The following is a 16,219-nucleotide window of genomic DNA, read 5'->3' as shown; positions in this document are numbered from 1 at the left end:
TTGTCATGTGCGATCATCATCATGCTGCGCGACATATTTTATGTCCCCAATGTGATTTGCTGGTGGCTTTGCCGCAGCTTGAGCATCGCCAGAAAGCCGCTTGTCCGCGCTGCGGTACAACATTAACCACCACGTGGGACGCGCCTCGCCAGCGTCCCACGGCGTATGCGCTGGTTGCGCTGTTTATGCTGCTGTTGGCCAACCTGTTTCCGTTCATCTATATGAAAGTGGGCGGGATCAGCAGCGAAATAGAGCTACTGGAAATTCCCAATGTGTTATTTACCGAGGATTACGCCAGCCTCGGCACTTTCTTTTTACTCTTTGTGCAGCTGGTACCGGCGTTTTGCCTGGTCACCATTCTGCTGCTGGTCAATCGGGTCAGAATGCCCGCCGGTCTCAAGGCGTTCCTTGCGCGTATTCTGTTCCACCTGAAAACCTGGGGCATGGCGGAGATCTTTCTTGCCGGCGTGCTGGTGAGCTTCGTCAAGCTGATGGCCTACGGCGATATCGGCATCGGTCTGAGTTTTGTGCCGTGGTGTATGTTTTGCCTGCTGCAGTTACGTACTTTTCAGTGCGTCGACCGCCGCTGGCTGTGGGATGATATCGCTCCTATGCCGGCCATTACCCAACCGCTGAAGGTCGGTGTGGCCGGTATCCGCCAGGGGCTGCGCTCCTGCGCGTGCTGCACGGCGGTGTTGCCGGCCGATCTGACGATCTGCCCGCGCTGTCACAGTAAAGGAACGGCGCGGCGTAAAAACAGCCTGCAGTGGACGCTGGCGCTGCTGGTGACCTCATTTATCCTTTATCTTCCTGCCAATATTATGCCGATCATGATCACCGATCTGTTGGGCGATAAAATGCCGTCGACCATTATGGCTGGGGTAGTTTTACTGTGGAGCGAGGGGTCTTATCCGGTGGCGCTGGTGATCTTTATCGCCAGTATTATGGTGCCGACGCTGAAGATGATCGCTATTGCCTGGCTGTGCTGGAACGCCAATGGCAACGGTGAGCGCGATTCGGAACGTATGCATCTGATCTATGAAGTGGTGGAATTTGTTGGCCGCTGGTCAATGATTGATGTTTTTGTCATCGCCGTACTCTCTGCGCTGGTGCGCATGGGAGGGTTGATGAATATCTATCCCGCTATCGGCGCGGTGATGTTTGCCCTGGTGGTGGTGATGACCATGTTTTCAGCCATGACGTTTGATCCCCGTTTACTGTGGGATCGTGAGCCAGATTCAAGCCATGAGGAAATACAACAACATGGAAAATAAGAGCGGAGAAGCGAAAGTGCAGAAGGTGAAGAACTGGTCACCGGTGTGGATCTTTCCTATCGTCACTGCGCTGATCGGGGCGTGGATCCTGTTCTATCATTACAGCCATCAGGGCCCTGAGGTCACGCTGATCACCACCAACGCGGAAGGGATTGAAGGGGGAAAAACCCGCATCAAGAGCCGCAGCGTGGACGTTGGGGTAGTGGAGAGCGCGACGCTGACCGACGATTTAACCCACGTGGAAATCAAAGCCCGCCTCAACTCAGGGATGCAGAAATTACTGCACAACGATTCCGTCTTCTGGGTGGTGAAACCGCAGGTAGGGCGCGAGGGGATCAGCGGTCTTGGGACATTGTTGTCCGGAGCCTATATTGAACTGCAGCCTGGGACGAAAGGTTCGGTGCCAGCGCGGTATCCGCTACTGGATTCTCCGCCGCTGGCCTCGCCGGATGCCAAGGGGATCCGTATTCTGCTGGAAAGCAGCAAGGCGGGGCAGCTGTCGCCGGGCGATCCGGTGCTGTTCCGCGGCTATCGCGTGGGGTCGGTGGAAACCAGCACCTTCGACACCCAGAAACGTCGTATCACTTATCAGTTGTTTATCAATGCGCCCAATGACCGCCTGGTGACCACCAATGTCCGCTTCTGGAAGGACAGCGGCATCGCTGTAGATTTGACTTCGGCGGGGATGCGCGTCGAGATGGGTTCGCTGTCGACGCTGTTTGGCGGCGGCGTGAGCTTCGATATTCCTGAAGGATTGGATCTCGGCGAGCCGGTGGCAAATAAAACGGAATACCATTTATTTGACGATCAGAAGAGCATCCAGGATTCGGTCTTTACCGAGCATATCGATTATGTCATGTTCTTCAAAGACTCGGTTCGCGGCCTGCAGCCGGGCGCGCCGGTGGAGTTCCGCGGCATCCGTCTGGGAACCGTCGGCAAAGTGCCGTTCTTCATTCCCGGTCTGAAGCAGCGTTTGAACGACGATTATCGCATTCCGGTGGAAGTGCGGGTGGAACCGCAACGTCTGATTAACCAGCTGGGCGGCGATCCGAATATTCGTGCCCACATTGACGATCTGATCAACCGCGGACTGCGCGGCTCGCTGAAAACCGGTAACCTGGTGACCGGCGCGCTGTATATCGATCTCGACTTCTATCCGAAGGCGCCGCCGCGCGGGAAAATTCAGGAGTTTAACGGCTATCCGATTATCCCGACCATCAGCGGTGGTCTGGCGCAGATCCAGCAGCGTCTGATGGATGCGCTGGATAAGATTAATAACCTGCCGCTCAATCCGTTGCTGGAGCAGGCGACCAGCACCCTGGCGCAGAGCGAGAAGACCATGCAGCACGTGCAGACCACGCTGGATAGTCTGAATAAGATCACCTCCAGCCAGTCGATGCAGCAGTTGCCTGCGGATATGCAGACGACGCTGCGCGAGCTGAACCGCAGCATGCAGGGCTTCCAGCCGGGCTCCGCGGCCTACAATAAGATGGTGGCCGATATGCAGCGTCTGGATCAGGTGCTGCGTGAATTGCAGCCGGTCCTGAAAACGCTCAATGATAAGAGCAATGCGCTGGTATTTGAGGCGAAGGATAAAAAAGACCCACAGCCGAAGGGAGCGAAATAATGAAAAAATGGTTACTGGCGGCAGCCGTATGCGTGCTGACGGCGTGCAGTAGCGGCGGCGAAAGCAAAACGTATTACCAGCTGCCGGTGGCGCAGGGCGGCGCACAGAGCGCCGCCAGCCAGGGGGCGCGTCTGCTGTGGGTTGAGCAGGTCAGCATCCCGGATTACCTGGCGGGTAACGGGGTGGTCTATCAGACCACCGACGTGCAGTATGTGATCGCCAATAATAATCTGTGGGCCAGCCCACTGGACCAGCAGCTGCGCACCACGCTGGTGGCGAACCTGAGCCAACAGCTGCCGGGCTGGGTGGTGTCATCCCAGCCGCTGGGTAGCGAGCAGGATACGCTCAACGTCGCGGTCAATGGCTTTCACGGACGCTACGACGGGCGGGTTATCGTCAGCGGTGAGTGGCTGCTGAAGCATCAGGGACAGCTGATCAAGCGCCCGTTCAACATCGTGCTTAAGCAGGATCAGGATGGTTATGACGCGATGGTCAAGACCCTGGCGCAGGCGTGGAGCCAGGAGGCGGCGGCCATTGCCAGCGAGCTTAACCGTCTGCCATAAGTAAAATTCATCACGCTGATCTGCCGTGCGGTTCGTCTGAGCCGCACGGCTTTTTTTTGTCAGGTCAGTTCGTTACCGGCCGGTGTGTCAGATGAACAAAAAATGAACTCTTATATAGGTCACAAATATGACAATGGCGTGAATTTTGCGCATTGACGTTGCCTTCATTTCGCGGTATTCGTAACCCGTGGCTGCATAATTTGCGACCACTGTTTTCTTTTCCACCAGATCAAAGAATGAGGGAAACGAGGCATGAAGAGACAAAAACGAGATCGCCTGGAACGGGCACATCAACGCGGATATCAGGCGGGTATCGCAGGAAGATCGAAAGAAATGTGTCCATACCAGAGCCTGAATCAACGCTCATGGTGGCTGGGAGGCTGGCGAGAAGCCATGGAGGACAGGGTACTAACGGCCTGACACTGTCTCTTTAAAAAAGAAGCCTCCGCATAGCGGGGGCTTCGCCTTTTAATCGCTGCTGAACGTTATCAGAAAGCGGAAGTATCCTGGAACAGACCCACTTTCAGATCGCTTGCGGTGTAGATCAGGCGATCGTCAACCAGCACTTCACCATCCGCAAGGCCCATAATCAGACGACGGTTAACGATGCGCTTGAAGTGGATGCGGTAGGTCACTTTTTTCGCGGTCGGCAGAACCTGACCCGTGAATTTCACTTCGCCAACGCCCAGCGCGCGGCCTTTGCCTTCGCCACCGAGCCAGCCGAGATAGAAACCCACCAGCTGCCACATGGCATCCAGGCCCAGGCAGCCCGGCATCACCGGATCGCCGATAAAGTGGCAACCGAAGAACCACAGGTCCGGGTTGATGTCGAGTTCGGCCTCAACATAACCTTTGTCGTAGTTACCACCGGTTTCGGTCATTTTGATGACGCGGTCCATCATCAGCATGTTTGGCGCCGGCAACTGCGGGCCTTTCGCGCCGAACAGTTCACCACGACCAGAGGCAAGAAGATCTTCTTTTGTATAGGATTCGCGTTTATCTACCATGTTTTCAGTAAGCCTTATTTTAAGTTCGGGACGCAGGATAGCTAACACGTGTAAGCTGAACAAGTCCGATCAGTTAGAACTTGTCCCACCTAACCAGCGTAGCGGCCACGGAAAACGATGGCGAGTCTCCTGCTGGGTCGCCTGCGCTATCCGCTCCTGAATGGTTTGTCGCAGCGTCTGTCCTTCACCGTCCCACATCAGCTGGGTCAACATCGGCAGCGCTTCGCTAATATCGTCTATTGCCCAGATAGCAAACTGGTTGTCGGCAACGGCCTGACGTAGCTCGTGGCTCAGGCTAAGATGGCGAACGTTGGCGGCAGGGATAATCACTCCCTGTTTGCCGGTTAAACCGCGCTGCTGGCAGATAGTGAAGAAGCCTTCAATTTTCTCGTTCAGACCGCCGACCGGCTGCACACGACCAAACTGGTCGACAGAGCCGGTGATCGCGATGCTTTGATTAATCGGCACGTTGGCCAGAGCGCTGATTAAGGCGCAGAGTTCAGCCATGGAGGCGCTGTCGCCATCCACTTCACTGTAGGACTGCTCAAAGGTCAGCGAAGCGGAGAAGGGGAGTTGTTGCTCCAGCTCCAGCTCGGACATCAGAAAAGCCTGCATGATCATCATGCCTTTCGCATGAATGTTGCCGCCCAGCTCGGCTTTACGCTCGACGTCGATAAACTCGCCGTCGCCAATGTGCACGACGCAGCTGATGCGCGAAGGTTCGCCGAAGGCGCGTGGATGACCGGGGAATTCAATGACCGAGAGGGCGTTAATCTGCCCGACGCATTCGCCTTCGGTTTCAATCAGGATCTGTTCCTGCAGGATTTCATCCTGCATACGCTCCGCCAGGTAGCCCTCACGCCACTCACGGCGCGCCAGCATCGTCTGCATCGCTTCGCCGGTAATCTCTTCGCCTTCGCAGAAGGCGGCAGACTCACGCAGCTGGCGGGCTATCCATAGCGGGCTGAGCGGCAGGGTCTCCTGGTCGCCGGTGTAGCGCGTTCCTTCATCGATCAGCAGTGGCCAGGCATCGCTCGCCGGGCCCGGTAATTCCAGCTGCTGTGCATTCTGCCATACCCACTGGCACCAGGCCTTCAGCGTATCGGCGTCTGCAAACTGCAGGGTGTCTTCATACTCACTATAGATGGCCTGGGCAGAGAGCTCTGGCTCCATTTCCTGGAAATCGGCCAGAGATTCGCGTTCGCCCACCAGCATGACTTTCAGGCTCAGCGGCATGGAAGGGATGCTGACCGGCAGCGGCCGTGATTCATCGATGGAGAGCCAGTCAAAGCGTTGACGGGTCACCATATTTTTCAGGCGCACCCACAGTAGCGGTTGTGCCAGTAGCGTGCGTAGTGAAAGCACCAGCACGCCGCCGTTGGCCTGATGGACCAGGCCGGGCTGAAGTGTGATTTCACCGTTAAACTGGCGTACGCAGCCAAACAGCTGTTCCGCCTCCAGCCAATCAGCCGCCACGACCGGAGCGGTACTGGCAAAATTATCTTCAGCGCGTTGCGCCGGCGCGAGCGTCACGTGAGCGCCGTTAACCTCATAGCGGACTCCGTGAAGCGATGCGGCAGGTTCGTGCAGCGTACGAGTTTCAGCCGCCAGCCATTGCAGATATTCCGGCTCCTCAGGGGCTTTCACCAGCATGAAGGAGGAGACTGCCGGGGTGCACAGCAGCTGCTCAAGCGCATAGAACAAACGCGGCTGCAGATCGCCCGAGAGGGAGGGGGCCGGATGAGAGAGTTCCGCTTGAGCAAACAGCGCCTGGTAAGGTTCCAGATCAGGCGCAAGGTCGGTTCGGGTCAGTTTCGTAATGGTCAAAGTCGCTGTTTTTTAGTTAGATGTAAAGCGCGCAATTATACCTGATGCCGCGTCAGAGCACACGGAGGATTATGAGTACCCCGATGATTACCCGGCCATCCACATCACGAATAATGATTTATATTCAGCACATCAGGAAAAAACTGATATCCTGAAATGAGTTACACGGTCACATTGAGATCGCAATGAAATATCAACAACTGGAAAATCTTGAAAGCGGCTGGAAATGGAAATATCTGGTAAAGAAGCACCGGGAAGGTGAGCTGATTACCCGCTACATTGAGGCCAGCGCTGCGCAAGCTGCGGTAGATGACTTGCTGACGCTCGAGAATGAACCTGTGCTGGTGCATGCCTGGATTGAGCAGCATATGAATCCGGCGCTGATGAACCGCATGAAGCAGACTATCCGCGCGCGACGGAAACGCCATTTTAACGCCGAGCATCAGCATACGCGCAAGAAGTCAATCGACCTTGAGTTTGTCGTCTGGCAGCGCCTTGCCGGTCTGGCGCAGCGGCGGGGGAAAACCTTGTCCGAAACCATTGTCCAGCTGATTGAGGATGCTGAGCATAAAGAGAAATATGCCAGTAAAATGTCGAGCCTGAAGCACGATCTGCAGGTACTGCTGGGTAAAGAGTAACCGGCATGCCCGCTCAGCGGTTGCTAAGGCGCAGGTCGCAGCGCACGGTCGACAATGCACAATCCATCGCTCACGGTCTTCAGCTATCAGCTATCAGCTATCAGCTTCAGCTTCAGCCTTCAGCCGCTAAAGCGAGCGAGAAGGCATAAAAAAACCCGCCGAAGCGGGTTTTTTCATCAGTGATAACTTAAGCCGCAGGCTGAGTTACAACTTCTTTGTAGCCTTTAACTTCGATCTCTACACGACGATCCGGAGCCAGGCAGTCGATCAGGGCAGCGCGAGCTTTCACGTTGTCACAGGTGTTGCCAGTAACCGGGTTGGATTCACCCATGCCGCGAGCGGAGATTTTGCCAGCCGGGATGCCTTTAGCAACCAGGTAGTCAACAACGGACTGAGCACGTTTCTCAGACAGCTGCTGGTTGTAAGCTTCGGAACCGATGCGGTCGGTGTAGCCCAGAACAACAGCGGAACCGTCTTTCGGATCCATGTTGCTCAGCTGGGTGTACAGCTGATCCAGAGCCTGCTGACCTTCCGGTTTCAGGGTTGCTTTGTTGAAGTTGAACAGTACGTCAGACTTCAGGGTGAAGTGCTTGGTCGCCACTTCCGGAGCCGGAGCCGGAGCCGGAGCTACAACCGGTGCAGCATCTTCCTGACCGAAACGGTAGGAAACACCCAGGCTCAGCATGCCGTTATCAGGACGGGTACCAACAGTGCCAGCGTCGCCGATGTTGTTAACCCACTGGTATTCCAGACGGGTAGCGATGTCACGAGTAACAGCCCACTCTACGCCGCCAGCAAATACTGGGGATACGCCAGTGTCGTGTTCGCTACGGGAAACGCCGGTGGAAGCGTAGTTGCCTTTGGAGTCAGCGCGCCAAACCATGCCGCCCAGACGGGTGTAGATGTCCAGATCGTCAGTGATCGGGTAACCCAGTTTAGCGGTCAGCTGAACGCCCTGAGCTTTGAAAGCACCGTTATCAACGCTGCCTTTATATGCCATACGGCCCAGCCAGTCATAACCCATTTCGAAACCGAGGTACGGGTTAACCTGGTAACCACCGAACGCACCAGCACCAAGCTGATCGTTACGGGTCGGACCATTGTTGTTCTGGAAACCGTTACCGTAGAAACCGGTGTCGTGATACTGGGACCAACCCAGTTTACCACCTGCATACCAGGTGTTATCTTTCGGAGCGGCCTGCGCTACGGTAGCGAAGCCAGCCAGTGCCACTGCAATCGCGATAGCTGTCTTTTTCATTTTTTGCGCCTCATTATCATCCAAAATTCGCCATGAAGTTACAAAAGACCTCACGGTTAAATCCTTCACCGGGGGCGTGACTTGTTGTTAACTATGCTGATACATGCAGCGTAAGCCGATCACCCCTGGCGATGTAAAGTCTACAACTTAGTTCAAAACTTACAAGTGTGAACTCTGTCAGGCATATGAAAAAAAAGGGTTGTGTACACAATATTTAACAAATATGGTTGATTTTCGTACACGAAAAAAAGGCACAAATCCCCGTGTGGCAGGCATTCCGCGAAAAAGACCCTAAAAAACACAACGCCTTTACCACCGGTAAAAAAAATTCCAGGAATAATCCTAATTTCACTCAATGATACAAATTTGAGTGAATTTTTAGCCCGCTGAGTTGTCTGCCGAGCGTGCCCTGATTTCGGACCGGGCGCATGATGAACCCCATCGCGCAGCCTTCCTGGGCGGCATTGACCAGACGCTCATGTTCGTCAGCGGTTAACTCCTCCGCCAGCCAGCAGATAACCACACTATAATTACCGGTGCGCAGGGCGCGGATCATAGAGTCTACGGTATGGCAAGGAGAGAGCTGGCTAATTTGCATGACTTTAGACAGCGGCAGACCGGCAGACTGAACCCACTCGCGGCTAAGCTTTTGTTGCGGCGTAAGCCACAGCTGCCAGCGAGACTGTTGACCCAGCTGCTGTAATAAAGGTAGCAACAACAACTGTGTCATCATGGGTTGATCTTCACGATAGACAATTTCACTGATCAGCCCATTGGCGGCCTGTTCGCCAGAACGATGAGCGTAGTGGCCTGCCGGAGCAGAAGCCTGTGCTGAACGGTTTGCGTGAGCTGAAGTAAACATAGTCTATCCCGCCTGTAGTTACTGTATGCATATACAGTATATCCACCAGGGGAAAAGATCAACCGTAATTTGTCATTTTGCTGATGGAAATTTAATCGCTTTCAGCCACCCTGACTGTCCGGCTTTGCGGCTGACCTCAACACTATCCTTAACGCCGGCTAATCCTTTCTCTCCTGTCTTCCAGTTGCAGCAACAGCTGCAATTTTCTGAAAGCGTCTCGCAAAACCGCACTCTGGTGGAAAAGCAGGCAAAAATCATCTTGCTGCTGCCAGGGAAGTCCCTTATGTTTTCTCTTAGCGGATCCGTTAACAACTTAAGTTTAATTACATGATTCACAAAGGAATGATCATGAAAAAACTTGTATGTCCGCGGCTCCCGCAATTTCAGGCCTGCGTCTCACCGCTGGGTCAACTTCACTCTCGCCCCCTGTTTGGCGGCTACAGCCTGGCTATCGAAGATACCGTGTTTGCGATGGTGGCAGAGGGAAATATTTATCTGAAAGCCTGCGAGCAGAGCGCTGCCTATCGGGTAGAACACCATAATCCTTTATTGATGCTGCGCCGACAGGGGCGCATCGTGCCGCTAAAGTATTATCAAATTGACGATGCCTTGTGGCGCGATGAGAAACAGCTTTTCCGCTTATCGCTGATGTCGTGGCAGAGCGCCCAGCGTGAAAAATGTCGCCGCCGGTCGTCGGGACGCCTGAAGGATTTACCTAATATCAGCTTTCATATGGAATTGCAGCTGATTCACTCGGGCATACCAGACGTGTTAGCACTACGGGAGGTGGGCGCCCGCCAGGCCTGGCTAAAGCTGCGTGAGAACAATGCTTCCCTATCACACAACGTCTTGCTGGCGCTGGAGGGGGCTATCGTTGGCGTCCATGCCGCCGCGCTCCCGACGCCACGGCGTCAGGAGCTTCTGGAATGGGCGGCTGCCCGCTAGTGAACAACGGTTATTCCGTTTGAGCGTGTACCCGCTGCTGCAGGCGGCAGATTTCAGGCAACAGCGCCAGCAGCAGGCCAATCTGCTGTAACACAAGGGGCTCTTTACTGTCCGCGCGCGGCTCCAGATGGTGGATCCGGTCTTGCAGGCTGGCCAACGCCTTCTGCACTCGCTGTTCATCCGCTGGGGTATGATGTAAGGCATCATCCACATAGCAGACCGCATCATCCAGCAGGGCGAGGATGTCCGGCGTGGACAGTTTTTCCCGATGCGCGCCGAGGGCGGAGATGTAGCTGGTGAAGGTATGATTGAGACACAGCAGGCGAAAGGCGGTCTCGCGCTGGGCGGCATCCGCCCGTGGTTCCGTCGACAAGTTCGAGACGACGGAAGCCAGCTCAGCATCGCGGTTGTAGGCGTCACGGCGTGCGACACGGTAGGCCAGCCGGTTGTCGCGGCCCTGGTGGTACTGCTCCAGGATGGCATCCAGATAACGGCAGTTCGCGTTCATCGCGCGATCCAACACCCGTGGCAGGTTGCGGAATTTCCAGTCCGGCCAGATGAAGCTCACCGCCGCCCAGGCGATGGCGCAGCCGATCAGCGTATCAATGATGCGCGGCAGGGCGACTTCAAAACCTTCGCCAAGCAGGTTAAAGCACAGCAGCACCAGCAGCGTAATAAACATCGTGGCATGGGCGTACTGCACGTTACGGAAGGCAAAGAACAGCACGCCGGTGAGAACGATCAGCAGCAGCTGTCCTTCAACCGACGGTACCAGCAGGAGGACCGGCAGGCCGATCGCCACCCCGACCAGGGTGCCGATGATCCGCAACGCCAGGCGATGGCGGGTGGCGTTATAGTTCGGCTGACAGACGAACAAGCTGGTCAGCAGGATCCAGTAGCCATGCTGAAGCCCGGTAAACTGGATAAAAGCGTAGCCGGCGCAAAGCACCAGCGACATACGCACCGCGTGGCGAAAGAGGGCTGACTCTGGCGACATATTGCGCTGCAGGCGCAGCCAGATATCGTTCAGCCCGCCGAGCCTGTCGTCGGCCAGCAGCGTCTCGGTATTACTCCCGGCGGGCGCGGTGGTTTGCACCGATTCAATCGTGGCCAGCTGCGCATCAATGGCGCGCAGGTTATTGAGTAAATAGCCGAGGGCGTTGAGCTGCTCGTCGGATGCGCCGCCGGCGCGCACGCGCTCGAGCGCTGCATCGAGATGCATAAACGCCCGTTCGAAATGGGCATCATGCTGATAGGGTTCGCGTAGCAGAATTGCCCGCGAGAGTTTCTGACAGGCCTGCGCCTGCATCGACAGCATGCGCTGGAAACGGAACATCACATCGCTGTAGCGGAATTGATCGCGCAGAGTCTGATATTGGATATGCGATGAGCTGGCGCGTTCATGAATATCCTGGGCCACAAAGTAATACTGCAGCGTGCGACGAGTACCGCGCTGCCCACGGTCGCCTCGTAGACGGGTCAACAGTGAAACCTTGGTTTGGTTAAGGGTCGCCACCAGCTGGCCGTTGGCGAGGGCCAGATCGTACAGCGGCGCCTGGCTCTCATCCTCAAGGTCTGGATCAAACAGCCGTGATTTGAGCTCCAGATAGCGGGCCAGTTGCTCATAGCTACGCGCCAGGTTGTCCTGCAGTGGACGAATCGGAAAGATCAGGTGGCCGGACAGCGTCAGCAGGTTGTACCACACGGCACCCGCCAGCAGGAACAACGGCTGCAGATACCAGTGATCGTACAGCGTAACGCCAAGCATGGTGTAGATGGCGATAAGCAGGGCGCCGAAGGCAATGGTCGCATAGCGCTGGCCGAGGCCGCCGAGCAAAATAAAGCCGATGGTAGACACGGTCAGACCAAGGGCAAACAGCGGCGGCCACGGAAACAGCAGCTCCACAGAGGCGGAGGCGATGAAAAAGCAAACCAGAGTAATGGCGAGGTTGCGCAGACGGCCCGCCAGACGGTCGTCAAGGTCGGTCAGCGCCGCGGCCACGACGCCGAGGGTGAGGGGGATGGTCAGTTTGACTTCGCCGATCCACCAGGGAAACAGCGTCGTGCCGCAGAGCGCGATAAAAATGCGTACGTTATAAAGCCAGGCGCTGTTCCAGGTGTAGCGGCGTAGCAGGGGGCTAATCATGTCCGTGTTCCGTTCGGTTACTGAAAGCGACGACGCGCATTGGCTTCACGCGCGGCGCGCGCGGTTTCAACAGAGACGACCCGGCGCCCCACTGGCCAGAGGGCGATGGCGGCGATTTTAAAATTAGCGATCCCCACCGGGATGCCTATGATAGTCAGGCACTGGGCGATGCCGCTGAAAATATGCATCAGGCACAACCACCAGCCGAAAAAAATAAACCATAAAATGTTCAGGATGGTGCCGCCGGCGTTCAGCAGACTGTTTTGTCGACCAGGCTCGAGCTCATCAACATGAATCGCCTCGTTACCGTAGGGGAATAACGAAAGGCGAGTGATTTCCCAGCAGGAACGAGTCAGCGGCAGCGTGACGATCAGCATAATGCTGACCAGGGTGGCGAGCAGCCAGCCTAAAGTGGTGGCGAAACCGCCAAGAATAAAGTTCAGAATATTCAGAATGGTACGCATAAACCCTCGGTTTTGCCCTGTGGATAAGAAGACCTGACAATTGTAACGTTTTTTTGCGCTGGAGCACCTGGTCCGGGGCGGTTAAACTGAAAAACAATCCACCCTGATTGAAAATCGACATTATATGGAACTTAAAGCGACAACATTGGGCAAACGCATGGCTCAGCATCCTTATGACAGGGTGCAGTTACTGAACGCCGGGGTAAAGGTTTCCGGCGATCGTCATGAGTATCTTATCCCTTTCAATCAGTTATTGTCAGTGCATTGTAAGCGCGGTCTGGTCTGGGGCGAACTGGAGTTTGTGCTGCCGGACGATAAAGTCGTGCGTTTGCACGGTACCGAATGGAGCGAAACGCAGCGCTTTTATCACCATTTACATACGCTCTGGCAGCAGTGGAGCACGGAAATGAGCGATATCGCCGCCGGGGTGCTGAAGCAGCAGCTGGCAGCCATCGAACGCACCCGGGCAGAAGGTAAGTGGCTGACGCGTCAGCAGGTAGCGAACGTTCAGGATAATATTCGCCATGCGTTAACCGGGCTGCCGATGCCCACCAGCCGGCTTGACGCCTTTGATAACTGCCGGGAACTGTGGCGGGAGTGTCAGCGCTGGTTAGGGGATATTGAAGCGGCGCGTCAGGCCCATAACCAGGCCTTTACCGAGGCGATGCTGGAGCAGTATCGCGGCTTTTTTGACGGCGTGGAATCCTCCCCGCTCAACCCGTCGCAGGCGCGGGCGGTGGTGAACGGCGAGCGCTCCCTGCTGGTGCTGGCGGGAGCGGGCAGCGGTAAAACTTCGGTGCTGGTGGCGCGAGCGGGCTGGCTGCTGGCGCGGGGAGAAGCGGCGGCAGAGCAAATACTGCTGCTGGCGTTCGGCCGCCAGGCGGCGCAGGAGATGGATGAGCGGATCCGCGAGCGTCTGGCTTCAGACGATATTACCGCCCGCACCTTCCACTCGCTGGCGCTGCATATTATCCAGCAGGGCAGCAAAAAAGTGCCCACCATCAGTAAGCTGGAAAGCGATACTGCGGCCCGTCACGCATTGCTGCTGAAAAGCTGGCAAAAGCAGTGCCATGAGAAAAAAGCGCAGGCGAAAGGCTGGCGTCTGTGGCTGGAAGAGGAGATGGGCTGGCAACTGCCGGAGGGGGACTTCTGGCAGGATAAAAAAGTGCAGCGGCGGATGGCCAGCCGGCTTGACCGCTGGATCAGCCTGATGCGCATGCACGGCGGCTCCCAGGCGGAGATGATCGCCGGCGCGCCGGAAACGGTACGCGATCTGTTCAGTAAACGGGTGAAGCTGATGTCGCCGCTACTGAAAGAGTGGAAGGCGGCGCTGAAGGCGGAGAATGCGGTCGATTTTTCCGGCCTGATCCATCAGGCGGTCAATATTCTCGATAAAGGCCGCTTTGTCAGCCCGTGGAAACACATTCTGGTGGATGAATTTCAGGATATTTCGCCGCAGCGAGCCTCGCTGCTGGCCGCGCTACGCCGGCAAAATAGCCAAACTACGCTCTTTGCCGTTGGCGATGACTGGCAGGCGATTTATCGGTTCAGCGGGGCGCAGCTCTCCCTGACCACCGCGTTCAACCACTACTTTGGCGAAGGGGACTGCTGTGCGCTGGATACCACCTATCGCTTTAACGGGCGAATCGGCGAAATAGCCAATGGTTTTATCCAGCAGAATCCGCATCAGTTAAGCAAACCGCTGAATAGCCTGACGGCGGGAGATAAAAAGGCCGTCACGCTGTTAGCCGACGATAAGCTGGACGATCTTCTGGATAAGCTGAGCGGTTACGTTAAGCCCGAGCAGCGGATCCTGCTGCTTGCCCGCTATCACCATCTTAAGCCCGAGGCGCTCGATAAGGCGGCGACGCGCTGGCCGCACCTGCAGCTTGATTTTATGACCATTCATGCCAGCAAAGGTCAGCAGGCCGACTATGTCATTGTGCTGGGACTGCAGGAGGGCGTGGATGCGTTTCCGGCCCCGGCGCGCGAGTCGATCATCGAGGAGGCGCTCCTGCCGCAGCCGGAAGATTTTCCGGATGCGGAGGAGCGTCGACTGCTGTACGTGGCCATAACCCGCGCCCGTCACCGGGTGTGGCTGTTATTTAACAAGGCGCAACCGTCGCCGTTTGTTGAGATCCTGCAGGCGCTGGATGTGCCTGTGGCCAGGAAGCCGTAATCGCGGCTCGATTATTTCAGGCGCTCGGCAAGATAGCGTGGATAATCCGGGATCAGAATATCGAGCGGTTGAGCGAAGTGCGGCGACTGGATAATAAAGTCAGCGGTGGAGACGTTAGTGGCGACCGGAATGTTCCAGACCGTAGCCAGGCGCAGCAAGGCTTTGACATCCGGGTCGTGAGGAACCGCGTTCAGCGGATCCCAGAAGAAGATCAGTACGTCGATTTTGCCTTCTGAAATGAGGGCGCCCACCTGCTGGTCGCCGCCCATCGGGCCGCTCAGCATGGCATTGACCTCCAGCCCGGTAGCCCGGGAGACCAGGTTGCCGGTAGTGCCGGTGGCGTACAAAACATGTTGCGCCAGCAGCGCCTGATGGCGAGCAACCCATTTCATCAGCATATCTTTGCAGTGATCGTGAGCCACCAGCGCGATATGTTTTTGCGCGGGCAGGGTACGTGTTGTCAGTTCCATATTTTCATTCCACATTTTGACCTGTTGACAGATTACTGAATGTGGCTGTCGCTGCAAGCATCGCGGATGAAAATTTTGCTGGATCTGTGGGTTAGCCTGGATGGCCCCCTGCTGCGGATTAGCATACACTTAGGTGAAATAGCAGGAGGAAACCATGAAAGAGAATGATATTGCTGACATCCTGACCTCGACACGGACGATTGCGCTGGTCGGAGCCAGCGACAAACCTGACCGTCCGAGCTACCGGGTCATGAAGTATCTGCTGGATCAGGGGTATCACGTTATCCCGGTTTCGCCGAAGGTGGCGGGCAAGACGCTGCTGGGGCAGCAGGGATATGGAACGCTTGCCGATGTTCCGGAAAAGGTCGACATGGTTGATGTCTTCCGTAATTCAGAAGCGGCATGGGGCGTGGCGCAGGAGGCGATTGCTATCGGCGCGAAAACGCTGTGGCTGCAGCTGGGAGTGATCAATGAGCAGGCCGCAGTGCTGGCCAGAGAAGCCGGGTTAAACGTGGTGATGGATCGCTGCCCGGCCATAGAGCTGCCGAGACTGGGATTAGCAAAATAACAAAAAACCCCGCCAGGCGGGGTTTTGTTTAGTTGCGAAGGCGCGGAGCCTGCAGCTGCTGGCGAATCGTTTTGGCCAGCTCGTCAAGGGACGGCTGTTCCGGGTGTTCGTCGCGGGTTTCGCTGCTCAGCTGCGCTTCTGCCAGATAGGTGTGGATCGGCTGACCGTCATCATCTTCCATCACTACATGGTACCAGGGCGCCGCACGCAGTTCGTCATTGGCGGCAATTTCATCCTCTTCCGGCTCCGCGAGCGAGTACTCGGGATCGACATCGACGATGACGCCCAGGTAGCCCAAGAGCGTATGGCGGACCTGTTGGCCGATACCGAATTTGCTGGCTATCATAGGCACCTCCTGGGAAACATGAATACTCCCTATATGAGGCTCATG

Annotated in this window: 16 protein-coding genes; 8 read left to right on the top strand and 8 right to left on the bottom strand. The window is 56.2% G+C overall.

Going from position 1 to position 16,219, the window contains the following annotated elements; all coding sequences use genetic code 11:
• Positions 1-5 precede the first annotated feature (5 nt).
• The 4 genes from pqiA to rmf all read left to right on the top strand — a co-directional run bounded on the left by pqiA (position 6) and on the right by rmf (position 3,884).
• The gene (gene pqiA / locus GT756_RS03585) at positions 6-1,274 is read left to right on the top strand and encodes a membrane integrity-associated transporter subunit PqiA (RefSeq protein ID WP_004201422.1); all 1,269 of its coding nucleotides are present in this window, start codon (positions 6-8) and stop codon (positions 1,272-1,274) included.
• Entirely contained in the window at positions 1,264-2,901 is a 1,638-nt protein-coding gene (pqiB, locus tag GT756_RS03580) for an intermembrane transport protein PqiB (protein WP_023320078.1), read from the top strand. The genes pqiA and pqiB overlap by 11 nt, the downstream gene beginning before the upstream one ends.
• Entirely contained in the window at positions 2,901-3,464 is a 564-nt protein-coding gene (pqiC, locus tag GT756_RS03575; RefSeq protein WP_004201425.1) for a membrane integrity-associated transporter subunit PqiC, read from the top strand. Before pqiB ends, pqiC begins: the two co-directional genes overlap by 1 nt.
• Positions 3,465-3,716: 252 nt before the next feature.
• Entirely contained in the window at positions 3,717-3,884 is a 168-nt protein-coding gene (gene rmf / locus GT756_RS03570; protein ID WP_002898396.1) for a ribosome modulation factor, read from the top strand.
• A gap of 68 nt (positions 3,885-3,952) precedes the next feature.
• Here the strand turns inward: rmf and fabA are convergent, their stop codons facing one another.
• Together fabA and GT756_RS03560 are read right to left on the bottom strand one after the other, a co-directional pair.
• Positions 3,953-4,471 (bottom strand): bifunctional 3-hydroxydecanoyl-ACP dehydratase/trans-2-decenoyl-ACP isomerase, encoded by a 519-nt coding sequence (fabA, locus tag GT756_RS03565; RefSeq protein ID WP_004201428.1) that lies wholly within the window; start codon positions 4,469-4,471, stop codon positions 3,953-3,955.
• Positions 4,472-4,540: 69 nt separating this feature from the next.
• Positions 4,541-6,298, bottom strand: a complete 1,758-nt coding sequence (locus GT756_RS03560; protein ID WP_064189317.1) for a Lon protease family protein — start codon at positions 6,296-6,298, stop codon at positions 4,541-4,543.
• Between the two features lie 185 nt (positions 6,299-6,483).
• On the opposite strand from GT756_RS03560, the gene matP reads away from it, so the two are divergent.
• A complete protein-coding gene (matP, locus tag GT756_RS03555) occupies positions 6,484-6,936 on the top strand; it encodes a macrodomain Ter protein MatP (RefSeq protein WP_002898404.1) in 453 nt (150 codons plus the stop codon).
• 187 nt (positions 6,937-7,123) lie between these two features.
• Here the strand turns inward: matP and ompA are convergent, their stop codons facing one another.
• Both ompA and sulA read right to left on the bottom strand, forming a co-directional pair.
• Complete coding sequence (ompA, locus tag GT756_RS03550) at positions 7,124-8,194, bottom strand: porin OmpA (protein ID WP_002898408.1); 1,071 nt, start codon at positions 8,192-8,194, stop codon at positions 7,124-7,126.
• A gap of 352 nt (positions 8,195-8,546) precedes the next feature.
• Positions 8,547-9,056: an SOS-induced cell division inhibitor SulA gene (sulA, locus tag GT756_RS03545; protein WP_017899460.1), complete on the bottom strand. Its 510-nt coding sequence runs from the start codon at positions 9,054-9,056 to the stop codon at positions 8,547-8,549.
• Positions 9,057-9,404: 348 nt separating this feature from the next.
• Here sulA and GT756_RS03540 point away from each other — a divergent pair, with 348 nt between their 5' ends.
• Positions 9,405-10,001: a TfoX/Sxy family DNA transformation protein gene (locus tag GT756_RS03540; protein ID WP_064189316.1), complete on the top strand. Its 597-nt coding sequence runs from the start codon at positions 9,405-9,407 to the stop codon at positions 9,999-10,001.
• A 10-nt stretch (positions 10,002-10,011) separates the two neighbouring features.
• Here the strand turns inward: GT756_RS03540 and yccS are convergent, their stop codons facing one another.
• Entirely contained in the window at positions 10,012-12,147 is a 2,136-nt protein-coding gene (yccS, locus tag GT756_RS03535; RefSeq protein WP_004201435.1) for a YccS family putative transporter, read from the bottom strand.
• A gap of 17 nt (positions 12,148-12,164) precedes the next feature.
• On the bottom strand, positions 12,165-12,611 hold the full coding sequence (locus GT756_RS03530) for a YccF domain-containing protein (RefSeq protein ID WP_004201437.1): 447 nt from the start codon (positions 12,609-12,611) through the stop codon (positions 12,165-12,167).
• Positions 12,612-12,735: 124 nt separating this feature from the next.
• Here GT756_RS03530 and helD point away from each other — a divergent pair, with 124 nt between their 5' ends.
• A complete protein-coding gene (helD, locus tag GT756_RS03525; RefSeq protein WP_004201438.1) occupies positions 12,736-14,790 on the top strand; it encodes a DNA helicase IV in 2,055 nt (684 codons plus the stop codon).
• Between the two features lie 11 nt (positions 14,791-14,801).
• Here helD and mgsA read toward each other — a convergent pair whose 3' ends face one another.
• Entirely contained in the window at positions 14,802-15,260 is a 459-nt protein-coding gene (mgsA, locus tag GT756_RS03520; protein WP_004201439.1) for a methylglyoxal synthase, read from the bottom strand.
• A gap of 154 nt (positions 15,261-15,414) precedes the next feature.
• On the opposite strand from mgsA, the gene GT756_RS03515 reads away from it, so the two are divergent.
• The gene (locus tag GT756_RS03515; protein ID WP_004201441.1) at positions 15,415-15,828 is read left to right on the top strand and encodes a CoA-binding protein; all 414 of its coding nucleotides are present in this window, start codon (positions 15,415-15,417) and stop codon (positions 15,826-15,828) included.
• A gap of 28 nt (positions 15,829-15,856) precedes the next feature.
• On the opposite strand, the gene hspQ is transcribed toward GT756_RS03515, so the two are convergent.
• Positions 15,857-16,174, bottom strand: coding sequence for a heat shock protein HspQ (hspQ, locus tag GT756_RS03510; protein ID WP_002898441.1), 318 nt, complete (start codon positions 16,172-16,174; stop codon positions 15,857-15,859).
• Between the last annotated feature and the right edge of the window lie 45 nt (positions 16,175-16,219).

This window comes from Klebsiella sp. Q2 (assembly GCF_009900705.1).
Lineage (GTDB): Bacteria > Pseudomonadota > Gammaproteobacteria > Enterobacterales > Enterobacteriaceae > Klebsiella > Klebsiella quasipneumoniae.
The sequence above is the reverse complement of the archived record's forward strand: the minus strand, read 5'-3'. Positions and strand labels throughout refer to the sequence as shown.